Raw genomic sequence first — 12066 nt, forward strand, 5'->3', positions numbered from 1 at the left:
TAATTTTGGGAATAAGTTCATCTGTAAGATTCATTACCCCACCAGTTATAACCCCTCCAATAGCTGCATGAACCTGGAGCTGGGTAGTGCCTTCATAGATATTTGTAATCCTTGCGTCCCTGTACAATCTTTCCACTTCAAAATCCCTGGTATATCCTACTCCCCCATGGATCTGAAGAGCATCATAAGCAACCCTATTTGCCATTTCAGTTGCAAATATCTTTGACATAGGGGTCAAAAAAGAAGCGTATCTTGAATATTGCTTAAATTCTTTTTTTAATGTTTTGTCCCCTGAGTTTGCCAATCTTTCCTCAAAAGATTCCTTTAAATCAACTATATTGGAAGTAAAATAGACCAGTCTACGTGCTGCTTCTATGTCCACTTTCATGTTAATTAGCATTTCATACACCTGGGGAAATTCAATAATTGATGAGCCAAACTGTTTTCTACTGCTTGCGTAATCATATGCCATTCTATATGCAGCCTCTGCAATACCAACGCCCTGTGTTGCTACAGCCAGCCTCGCGCCATTCATCAAAGAAAAGGTATATTTCACCAGCCCTAATTTTCTTTCTCCAAGGAGTTCAGCTGGTGCATGTGTGAACATAATCTCACATGTGGGTGATCCATGGATACCCAATTTTTCCTCAATTCTTCTTATCTTTATATGTTCATCTCTTTTATAGATAAAAAGGGAAAGTCCCCTTGCGCCTTTAATATTCGGCTCAGACCTTGCGAGAACCAGGATTATATCTGCACATCCATTGGTGATAAACCTCTTCACCCCATCTAAATACCATCTACCATCATTGCCTAAAGTGGCCTTTAATGAAACAGCCTGCAAATCTGAACCTGCATCGGGCTCTGTCAGGGCCATTGCCCCCGTATATTCCCCAGAACAAAACTTGGGCAAATATTTTTTTCTCTGACCTTCTGTACCAAATCTATATATTGTTTCTGAAATTTCTTGCAATCCAAATAAATTCATTAAAGAAGCATCTGCCCTTGAGACCATTTCAATGGCCAGGGAATAAATTGTCTTTGGAAAATTCAGGCCTCCGTATTTTCTTGGAATTGTAAAACCCATAAAATCTGCTTGTGTTAGTCTCTGTAATGCCTCTTTGGTCCCATTTGCATAATGTACCTCACCATTTTCAAACCTGGCACCTTCAATATCAACATCCTTTGCCATTGGAGCTACTACATTGCCACATATATCACCTAATATATCAAGGGCAATTTTATAATTCTCCATTGCATCTTCAACATTTGATGGGGCATATTCATAGATATCCTTTTCTGTAAAATCTTTTTCCCTTAACAAGATTATCTTGGATATATCTATATTATCAAGCAAAAACAATATATCCTTATTGTCTTTATAAAAATTAGGCACAGCTAAAACCTCCTAAAGTAACATTAACTCTTTTTTAAAATATCTTTGTATGCCTTAATCATCATTGGCAATACATCTTTTAGGTCACCTACGATCCTGTAATGGGCCACCTCAAATATAGGTGCCTCTGGATCTTTGTTTATTGCAATAATCCTCTTTGAATTCATGATTCCAACAAGGTGCTGGATCTGTCCAGAAATCCCCATGGCAATATATAAATTTGGTCTTATTGTAACCCCAGTCTGGCCAATTTGTCTATGCGGACTTAGATAACCTGCATCAATAATGGGCCTTGACCCACCAACCTCTGCCTTAAGTAATTTCGCCAGCTCAAAAATCAATTCCATTATATGATCGTCAGCTGCTCCCATTCCCGCGCCAATAACTATTTTGGCGCCTTTTAAATCCACGTCCTTTTCTTCTATGCTCTGTTCAATTATCTCTGTGAGCAGCTCTTGTTTTGAAAATTCTACACAAAACTCTTCTACATCCGCTTTTTTTCCAGAAGTTATTTCATCAATAGCAATAACACCTTCCCTCACAGTTGCCATTGAAGGAATAGATTCTGGGGATACAATTGTGGCTATGATGTTCCCCCCCCACGCAGGCCTTATTTGAAGTAGCTGATCTTTAAACAAAATCTTTCCAGCCCTGTAATCACCAATTTTAAGTTCCGTACAATCAGCAGTAAGACCTAGCTGTAAATTGGAGGCAACCCTTGGTGCCAAATCCCTTCCAACATGAGTGGCCCCAAAAAGGACTATATAGGGTTTATAATGCAAAATAGCAGAAATAACTGCCTTTGCAAAAGGGAGACTCCTGTATAAGGATAACTCTTTATTGAATACATAAATTATCTTGTCTGCACCATATTCCCCTAACTCAGATAAATTTTTGAGATTATATCCAACTGCCAGGCCTAAGACCTTGCTGCCCAATTTTTTAGCCAATGTCCTTGCTTTACTTAAGAGTTCTTTGCTTACATCCTGAAGCTTTCCCTTTTTATACTCCAAAAACACCATTATATTTTTTTCCATCAATTCCTCCTAACCGATTATGTGATCTTCCATTAACTCTTTTAAAAGCCTAGATATACATTCCAATATGGGCTGAATATCCTTTTTGTCAAAGGTCTTTAACACCACATTCTCCACCTTTTTCACCCTGGTTTTGGACCCTTTGAGTCCGCAGCGATTTGGATCTGCTCCAATTGACTCATGGTCCCACAATAAAATTAACCCATTATCATCTTTTTGGGCCTTTAAATTCTTGTATGCCATTGCCCTTTTTACAGAAGGTGGCCGTGGGGTATTTGCCTTAGACGAAATTGTTAAAAGGACTGGTAGGGGAGATTTGCAAACCTCATATCCATCACCTATATCTCTCTTCACCACGATATACTCTTTTGTTAGCTGAGCAATATTAATTACATAAGTTAGCTGGTTTATATCTAATTTTTCCGCAACCTGAGGTCCTACCTGGGCAGTATCTCCATCAATTGCCTGTCTACCACAAAAAATAATATCAAAACATGGCAATTTTTCTATTGCCTTGGCAAGGGTATATGAAGTGGCAAGTGTATCTGATGCTGCAAATTTTCTATCGCTCAAAAGTATGGCCTTATCTGCTCCCATACATAAACAATATCTCAAGGCATCTTCAGCCTTTGGAGGTCCCATGGATATGACAGTTATAGTGCCTCCTGACTTTTCCTTAATTTTTATGGCCTCCTCCAGGGCACACAAATCTTCTGGATTTATTATAGCTGGAAGGGCATCCCTATTTACAGTACCATCAGGCTTCATGGCATCCTCGACTATATTGGATGTATCTGGAACCTGCTTTACCAAAACCACCATATTAAAACTCATTGTCACCTCCACTACATAATTATATTTTTTTCACGTTTTAAAGCAAAAGTAATTATTAAAAAAAAACAACTTATAGTTATAGATATAGCAATTGTAATCTAAACCCCAAACAAAAACAATTGCTAGTCTGACAACTTAGAAGTCAACTAAAAAAAATTTTAATATTGATAATTTTCAATAAAAATATAAAAATATTAACCAAAACAGAGAATATGAACATTAAAAAACTTATCCCTCAGGGAGATTGAGCAATGAAAAGTTATCGTAAGGAACTTTGGCTTAATGTCAAGACAAGAAGGGGTTTTATAAATATCACCCCTGAAGTGGAAAAATGTGTTGAGGAAAGCGGGATAAAAGAGGGGCTCATGCTAATTAATGCCATGCATATCACCTCTTCTGTATTTATTAATGACGACGAACCAGGACTTCACCAGGATTTTGACGATTTTTTGGAAGAACTGGTTCCCCATGAGCCTGTAACAAATTATAAACACAATGTGTATCTCCACGCCGTGGGCGAAGACAATGCAGATGCCCATATAAAGAGACAGATTATAGGAAGAGAAGTTGTTGTTGCAATTACCAATGGAAAATTAGATTTTGGCCCCTGGGAAAAGATTATTTATGGAGAATTTGACGGGGGTAGAAAAAAAAGGGTGCTCATTAAAATAATTGGAGAATAGGTTATACAAAGCTGGAACCCTATGTACTTAGCTATTATTCAATTTCAATATCTAACTCGTTTTCATCTTCTATAATCTCAAAAAAGTTCAAAAGATTTACTAGAGAAAGTGTCTTTTTCACTGCTGCTGACGGTTTTAATAAATATAACATTTTGTTTTTTGTCTTGTTTACATTATTTAAATGGACCAAAAATCCTATACCAGAACTATCCATAAAAGAAATATCAGATAGATCAAACACTATGGACTTATCATCTCCACATTCGTCGATAAATTTTGAAATCTCTTCTTTTAATTCCTCTACAACATCCAGGGTTAATTCTCCTGAATATTTTATAATACTATACTTTTTCTCTTTTTTAAAATCCAAAGTTTCCATTTTGAGACTCCTAATCTAATTTTAGGTTAATATTTTTTATAATTACTATTTTTGAATTTTATCCACAATGCACTTCTATCGTCTCTATACATTGGGGGAAGTTCCAATTGATTATTTAAATAACTTTCCAGCATATCAAGATAAAATTCTTTCTCTTTTGTAAAAATTTCCTCTAAAAATTTTTTGAAATTATTAAATCCCCAAATATTATTTCTATCCAAATTCCATTCATAATATCCATCAGTTATAAGCAAAATACCCCTGTAATCTTTAATTGGAACTTTTTTTATTTTAAATTCCTGAAAAAAGAAGCCAAGCACACTATGGTCAGCCTCTAACAAATATATCTGGTTTTCATTTGTTACTAAAATCCCAGGACAATGGCCTGCATTAATATATGATAGCTCCATATTCTTCACATCAATATCAGCAGCAAATAAAGTAACAAAGTCTATATCTTCCCCTATCACCTCTATGAGCTCATTATTTATGATACTAACCAAATTATCCAAGGACAAAAATATCTTATTAGAGACCCGAACTAAAGCCCTGACCAGTGACATTATGAATGCGGCCTTTGAACCATGGCCTGATACATCCGCTATAACAGCCCGCAAAATATTTTCTTGTACAGGGAAAAAATCAAAATAATCTCCACTTGCCCTATCAGATGGTTCATAAAAAAAATCAATAAACACTCCAGGGAATTCAACTGTTGATTTAGGTAATAGTTTTTGCTGTAGCACACTTACTGTTTCAATTTCTTTTGAAAGTCTATTATATGCAATTGTTAGTTGCTTATACAAAATTGTATGTCGCTTTGCCACATTTAATCTTGAAATTACCTCTCCTTCTCCATAAGAAAAAGGTCTAATTAAAAAATCATCTGCTCCCTGGTTTAAGATTTCTTCTTTTAGCTCAAACTCAGACTTATCCAGTATAACTAAAATATATACATCAGAGTCATTTGCTTGATTTCTAATGTAATTAATAACTTCAACAGAAAATTTATATGAATCAACTACTAGTATATCTGGCCTAACTATATAATAATCTTCTAAAAAATTATTGGTACCTTCACTGTATTTAATTTCTACTGAATCACGTTCAAAAAATACCTTCTTTAAGGCATGTTCTAATAACTCATCCTTATTAGAACAAAGTATCTTTATTACAAAAGAACTTCTCATAATTACATATAATCACTGTCCAAAATTAAAGTTACTGGCCCAAAGTTACACAAATTAATGTCCATATTTGCGCCAAAAATGCCCTGTTTAACCCTTCCTGGCATTATCTCCTCTAAATCTTTTATAAATGCATTATAAAGTTCTTTTGCCTCTTTATAAGGGGATGAATTTGTAAATGACGGTCTTTTGCCCTTTTTCATGTCACCATATAAAGTAAATTGGGAAACAACCAATATTTCTCCATCCACATCCATTAAACTAAGATTAAATTTACCATCATCATCTGAAAATATCCTCAGCTCTGGAATCTTTTTTATAATCTTGAACCATAAAGGAGACTTATAAATCTCTTTGTCGTTATTTGAAAAGCCAAGTAACAAGAAAAGTCCTTTATCAATTCTTGCTACAGATCTATCCCCTACCAATACCTCTGCAAATTTAACCCTCTGAATTATTATTCTCATAGCTAGTTTTCACTCTCTATATAGTAGGCCCAGCTGCCAACATTCTCAGCCACCCCCACCTGTTCAATTTCAATATTTCTATATGGTTCAAGTTTTTTTTCCATCTCCTTGTATATATACCTAGAAAGATTCTCGGAGGATGGATTGATCTTATCAAAAGGAGGCACATTATTCAAATGAACATGGTCTAGTGGTTCAATGATTTCATTTAGCATCTTTTTAAGTTTTTTAAAATCTATTAAGTATTCAACTTCCTTGTCTAATTCACTGCCCTTTACAACTATTTCCACTACAAAATTATGGCCATGGAGATTTTCGCATTTTCCCTTATAATTCCTTAGCTGGTGAGAAGAACTAAAATGAGATGATACCTTCAGCTTAAAGATTGATTTTTTTTTCATACATGGATCTCCCTGTTCAATGTGTAACCCACTTTTTATTCTTCCACTGGCTTATTTCTTTATCAAATTTTTCTGTCAATGCAACACTAAATTCAGGACCAAGTCTTATTTCACAAACAGCATGATTGAATAATATTTTTAAATGGACAGGATTTGGTCCAGAATTATTTTTTATAATATCCTTTAATCTCTCAATATTTGATTCAGTTAATGACGATTTCTCAATTGCAATTAAAAAAGGCCTGTCCTCTGTCACTGTCGCTTGCTCCAAAAGATTTACATCAAGGCACACAAAATTAACCTTCTTATAATTACCTTCTTCTTCAGATGAAGTTTGTTCTATCTCTTTTAAGTCTGTCTTCACCCTGCATAAAAGGGGAATATCTCCTTCTAAATAGCTTTTTATCTTTTGATACATATCGGGAAACAGTACCATCTCAGCAATACCTGATAGGTCCTCCACCTGGCAAAAGGCCATTTTATCGCCTTTTTTTGTCAACTTTTCTTTAACTGCGGTAACTATAACTGCAATATTTGTTTCACTATTATTTGGCAGTTCCATACACCATTTAATTGGAGTTGTGTTAAGCAACTTAATTTTATTTTTATATTTTAGCAATGGATGGGAAGATACATAAAATCCAAGAGCCTCTTTTTCATACTTCAATTTCTCGTCTTCTTCCCACTCATCGATATTTAGCTCCTCAACTTCCTCTTCTTCTAAATTCATATCTAAACTTCCCTTAGTACATTGAGACAGAGTGGGCACAACAATACCTGGTCTTTTCTTTTTCCTGGCCTTTTTCTGTATCTTACCTACTATTTTATCCAGACTTTCAAACATACCACGCCTACTATAACCAAACCCGTCAAAGGCTCCGCTTTTAATTAGATATTCCAATACCCTTTTAGTTATTTTTCTTAAAGAGACCCTGTTGCAAAAATCTTTTAAAGATCTATATTGGCCGTTTCTATTGCGTTCTTCTATAATTTCCTTAACTGCATTTATTCCAACATTTTTGATTGCACAAAGCCCAAACAAAATTGAGTTGTCCTTAACTGAGAAGTATTCAGAACTTTTATTTATGTCTGGTTTTAGGACTTCAATTCCCATTTCCCTACAGGCATTTATATGAGCTATTACTTTATCAGGATTCCCAACTTCAGATGTGAGCAAGGCTGCCATAAACTCTACTGGATAATGGGCCTTCATGTATGCAGTTTGATAAGAAATTAAGGCATAAGCGGCACTATGGGATTTGTTAAACCCATATCCTGCAAATTTTTCCATTAAATCAAATATATAATTAGCAGTATCTTCTTCTATTCCATTTTGTTTTGCACCTTTTAAGAATTTAGTCCTCTGCTCTGCCATTACCTCAGGAATCTTTTTCCCCATTGCCCTCCTTAAGATATCACCATCCCCAAGGGTGTAATTGGCAAGGTCAGATGCAATCCTCATCACCTGTTCTTGATATAATATAACACCGTAGGTTTCTTTTAAGATTGGCTCTAATTTTGGATGGGGATAGGTCACTTCAACCCTTCCATGTTTCCTCTCAATAAAATCATCCACCATTCCACTATCTAAAGGACCAGGTCTATATAAAGCCAGGAGCGCAATTAGGTCTTCAAAACAAGTAGGTTTTAGCCTGATTAACACATCTCTCATCCCTGAGCTCTCTAATTGAAACACACCATCTGTTTCACCCTTACATAAAAGTTCAAAGGTCTTTTTGTCATCTAAAGGGATGTCTTCTAGATTTATATCAATCCCTCTGTTTTCTTTTACAAGCCTAACTGCGTCACTAAGAACAGTTAAGGTCTTAAGCCCCAAAAAATCAAATTTTATAAGACCTACCTTCTCCACCATTTTCATATCATACTGGGTAACTACTTCTCCCTTTTTCCCTAGATATAAAGGAAGATATTCTATCATTGGCTTGTCAGAGATGACTATCCCTGCAGCGTGGGTGGAAGCATGTCTACATAGCCCTTCCAGTCTTCTGGATACCTCTATTAACTCCTTTACCTTTGGATCTGTTTCTACCCTATTTTTTAACTCAGGCTCCATTTCTAAGGCCCTATCAATGGTCATTTTGGGCTCATTTGGTATGAGTTTGGCTATCCTGTCTGTCTCCTGGTAGCTCATGCCAAGTGCCCTGCCAACGTCTCTAACAGCTGCCTTTGCCTTCATGGTACCAAAAGTAGTTATCTGAGCCACATTTGTCTTTCCGTATTTTTTTGTTACATACCTTATTACCTCCTCCCTTCTATTATAACAAAAATCAACATCAATATCTGGAAGGCTCTCTCTCTCCACATTCAAAAATCTCTCAAAAAGCAAATTATATCTTATTGGATCTAAATTGGTAATTTTCAGGGCATAGGCAACAAGGGACCCTGCTGCAGACCCCCGCCCTGGGCCAACTGGTATACCCTGAGACTTTGCCCATGTGATAAAGTCTTGAACAATTAAAAAATATCCAGGAAAGCCCTTTTTACATATAACTTCTATTTCCCTCTCTAAACGATCGTAATATTCCTTTTCATCAACAGGATATTTAAGTTGTTTTAACCTCTCTTTTAAACCTTGTCTTGCCAATCTCTTAAATTCTTCTTCTAAACTTCCGCCACCTTTGGGAACATAAACAGGAAAATGATGCTCACCAAGCTTCAACTCCACACTACATTCCCTGGCAATTTTAACACTGTTTTCTATAGCTTCAGGTACATGGGAAAATTCTTTAAACATTTCCTCAGGAGATTTAAAGTATAGTTCCTGCGAACCAAAACGCATTCTTTTTGCGTCATCAAACTGAGAGTTGGTTTGGATACACAACAAAATATCATGAGCATGGGCATCTTCCTTGGTTAAATAGTGACAATCATTTGTTGCAACTAAAGGCAATTTAGTTGCTTTTGATAGCTCAATTAATTTCTCGTTTAATTCTTTTTGCTCTTCAAGACCATTTGCCATTAGCTCAAGATAAAACCTACCTTTAAATAAATCAGAGTATTTTTTAGCAACAGAAATAGCTCTCTCCATCCCCTCTCTCATTAAGACATAGGGTATTTCTCCTTTTAAACAGGCAGATAGTCCAATTAACCCTTCACTATATTTTTGAAGTAGCTCATGATCTATCCTGGGTTTATAGTAAAATCCTTCCAAATAGCCAAGGCTTACTAATTTAATCAGATTATGATAACCAACGTTGTCTTTTGCCAAAAGCACAAGGTGATATCCCGCCTCACCTATGGATCCTCCCCCTTTCTTTTTTCTATGTTCAGGAGCTACGTAGACCTCACACCCTATAATGGGTTTAAGACCATATTTTTTGGCAGTTAAATAAAATTCAAGGCATCCAAACATTGCTCCATGGTCAGTAATACTAACTGTATCCATACCAAACTCTACTGCCTTGTCACACAAATCTTTTATCCTAATAGCGCCATCCAAGAGAGAATATTCTGTATGGCAATGTAGATGCACAAAATCCATCATAAGCTCCTTTTTTATTAAAATAAAAAGGGCAGGATGGCCTGCCCTCTTTTCCAGGTTATGAAAAATATTTTTTATAACATTGTGGCAACCTTTTTTGTAAGTCTTACAAGCTGATTTGAAAAGCCAGATTCATTGTCATACCATATAATGAGTTTGGCAAGTTTTCCATCTATAACTTCAGTAAGTGGCCCATCTACAATGCCTGCATAGGAAGTTGATACATAATCTACAGATACAAGTGGAATTTCAGTATAATCCATAATTCCCTTTAATTCATTTTCTGATGCCTTTTTAAGGGTATTATTTAAATCTTCTTTAGTGACCTCTTTTTCTAATTCAACAGTCAAATCTACTAGGGATACATTTGGGGTAGGAACCCTTATAGCCATACCATTTAATTTACCTTTTAAAGCTGGAATAACTTCAGTTACTGCCTTTGCTGCGCCTGTTGTGGTTGGGATCATGGACATGGCAGCTGCCCTGGCACGCCTTAAGTCCTTATGGGAACCATCCAAAATCCTCTGGCTCATTGTGTATGAATGAACAGTGGTCATAAGGCCGCGGACAATACCAAAATTTTCATGGATAACCTTGGTTGGTGGTGCCATACAATTGGTTGTACACGAGGCATTGGAGATGATGTTATGGTCAGGCTTTAGTTCTGAATCATTAACTCCCATAACTATTGTAATATCAGGATTTTTACCTGGAGCACCAATCAAAACCTTTTTTGCACCACATGATAGGTGCTTTTCACAAGACTCCCTGTCCCTGAACTTCCCTGTGGTCTCAAGCACAATATCAACACCTAAAGCACCCCATTCCCATTCCCCTGGACCTTTTCTCGTGACCTTTATCTGCTTTCCATTTAACAAAAATCCCTCATCATTTGGCACAACTTCACCTTCAAATGTCCTGTGCACAGAATCATATTTCAGTAAATGGGCTAAAGTATTATTATCTGCACGTGCATTTACTACGGCTATTTCTAAATCCTGATCATTTGCCAGCAGCCTGGTGACATAACGACCTATTCTCCCAAAACCATTTAAACCTATCTTTACCGCCATCTTGAGTCCTCCTTTTTTAATTATTAAAATAAGTCATTTAACTAAAAACACAATAAATCCTATTCAAAAAAATTCAATAGTAAAATTTCTGCAAAAAAAGCTTTACCCTCAACGCCTTATCGATTAATCATAAAAACAAAGATAACCTGTCTTCCATTGTATCCAAACTAACTATCCTAAACCAACACAAATTTCAAGTATGGCAAAAAATAAATTAAGGGCAGATCAACTCCTGGTTAAAAGGAAACTTTCTGAAAGTAGAGAAAAGGCAAAAAGGCTAATTATGGCAGGCCTTGCATTTATTAAAAAAAATGGAGGATTGGAACAAATAAAAAAACCAGGACAATTAGTTGAAATTACAGAAAAAATAATCATAAAAGAGCAAGATAAATTTGTCAGCAGGGGGGCTCTTAAACTACTTACAGCTATAAAAGCATTTCAAATAAATCTTAAGGAAAAAATAGTGCTTGATATTGGAGCCTCTACTGGTGGATTTACTGACTGCTGTCTTAAGCATGGGGCAAAAAAAGTATATGCAGTTGATGTGGGATATGGCCAGCTCCACTATAAATTGAGAAAGGATCCAAGGGTAGTTAATATTGAAAAAACAAACATTAGATATATAGACCCAAACTTAATCCCAGAACAGGTAGATATTGTGACAATTGATTGTTCTTTTATCTCTCTAACAAAAGTAATTCCCCCATCCCTTCAATTTTTAAAACCTCAGGGAGAACTTATTTGTCTTATAAAACCACAATTTGAACTGAGTAAAAAAGAGGTTGGAAAAGGGGTGGTAAGGGATGAAATGTTACAGCAAAAGGCAATTAATAAAGTAGTGGATTTTGCGAAAAAGGAACTAAAAATGATATTTCTAGGTGTAATTCCTTCAAAGATTAAAGGTCCAAAGGGAAATCAGGAATATCTTACTTATTTTAAAAAGAGATAAGATTATATTGACATTTTTCTTGTGTGTTATTAGCCTCTTTTGTTATCTATAAAAGATTATTTAGAAAAGGGGGAGAAAATGCTTAAGTTAGAGGTTTTTCACAGCGGAAATCCTGCATGAAAGACGTGTAAAATGGCTATTGGAATAGCCAAAGAAAT

11 protein-coding genes are annotated in these 12066 nt (G+C 35.7%); 2 read left to right on the top strand and 9 right to left on the bottom strand.

The window, feature by feature from the left end:
* The 3 genes from ACY2V1_RS03670 to ACY2V1_RS03680 form a co-directional block, all read right to left on the bottom strand.
* Positions 1 to 1396, bottom strand: a 1396-nt coding sequence (locus tag ACY2V1_RS03670) for an acyl-CoA dehydrogenase family protein (protein ID WP_461833442.1), incomplete at its 3' end; no start/stop codon positions are given.
* Positions 1397 to 1419: 23 nt separating this feature from the next.
* On the bottom strand, positions 1420 to 2433 hold the full coding sequence (locus ACY2V1_RS03675; protein WP_461833443.1) for an electron transfer flavoprotein subunit alpha/FixB family protein: 1014 nt from the start codon (positions 2431 to 2433) through the stop codon (positions 1420 to 1422).
* Between the two features lie 9 nt (positions 2434 to 2442).
* On the bottom strand, positions 2443 to 3267 hold the full coding sequence (locus tag ACY2V1_RS03680; RefSeq protein ID WP_461833444.1) for an electron transfer flavoprotein subunit beta/FixA family protein: 825 nt from the start codon (positions 3265 to 3267) through the stop codon (positions 2443 to 2445).
* Positions 3268 to 3518: 251 nt separating this feature from the next.
* Between ACY2V1_RS03680 and ACY2V1_RS03685 the strand changes: the two genes are divergently transcribed.
* Entirely contained in the window at positions 3519 to 3950 is a 432-nt protein-coding gene (locus tag ACY2V1_RS03685; protein ID WP_461833445.1) for a secondary thiamine-phosphate synthase enzyme YjbQ, read from the top strand.
* 34 nt (positions 3951 to 3984) lie between these two features.
* On the opposite strand, the gene ACY2V1_RS03690 is transcribed toward ACY2V1_RS03685, so the two are convergent.
* The 6 genes from ACY2V1_RS03690 to gap all read right to left on the bottom strand — a co-directional run bounded on the left by ACY2V1_RS03690 (position 3985) and on the right by gap (position 10959).
* Positions 3985 to 4329, bottom strand: coding sequence for an STAS domain-containing protein (locus ACY2V1_RS03690; protein ID WP_461833446.1), 345 nt, complete (start codon positions 4327 to 4329; stop codon positions 3985 to 3987).
* Positions 4330 to 4355: 26 nt separating this feature from the next.
* Positions 4356 to 5519, bottom strand: coding sequence for a SpoIIE family protein phosphatase (locus ACY2V1_RS03695; RefSeq protein WP_461833447.1), 1164 nt, complete (start codon positions 5517 to 5519; stop codon positions 4356 to 4358).
* Positions 5520 to 5521: 2 nt separating this feature from the next.
* A complete protein-coding gene (dtd, locus tag ACY2V1_RS03700; RefSeq protein ID WP_461833448.1) occupies positions 5522 to 5983 on the bottom strand; it encodes a D-aminoacyl-tRNA deacylase in 462 nt (153 codons plus the stop codon).
* A gap of 2 nt (positions 5984 to 5985) precedes the next feature.
* The gene (gene queD, locus ACY2V1_RS03705) at positions 5986 to 6384 is read right to left on the bottom strand and encodes a 6-carboxytetrahydropterin synthase QueD (protein WP_461833449.1); all 399 of its coding nucleotides are present in this window, start codon (positions 6382 to 6384) and stop codon (positions 5986 to 5988) included.
* A 16-nt stretch (positions 6385 to 6400) separates the two neighbouring features.
* Positions 6401 to 9889: a DNA polymerase III subunit alpha gene (gene dnaE / locus ACY2V1_RS03710; RefSeq protein WP_461833450.1), complete on the bottom strand. Its 3489-nt coding sequence runs from the start codon at positions 9887 to 9889 to the stop codon at positions 6401 to 6403.
* Positions 9890 to 9960: 71 nt separating this feature from the next.
* Positions 9961 to 10959 (bottom strand): type I glyceraldehyde-3-phosphate dehydrogenase, encoded by a 999-nt coding sequence (gene gap, locus ACY2V1_RS03715; RefSeq protein WP_461833451.1) that lies wholly within the window; start codon positions 10957 to 10959, stop codon positions 9961 to 9963.
* A 199-nt stretch (positions 10960 to 11158) separates the two neighbouring features.
* On the opposite strand from gap, the gene ACY2V1_RS03720 reads away from it, so the two are divergent.
* On the top strand, positions 11159 to 11908 hold the full coding sequence (locus ACY2V1_RS03720) for a TlyA family RNA methyltransferase (protein ID WP_461833452.1): 750 nt from the start codon (positions 11159 to 11161) through the stop codon (positions 11906 to 11908).
* Positions 11909 to 12066 lie beyond the last annotated feature (158 nt).

It is taken from the genome of Desulfothermus sp., assembly GCF_053993635.1.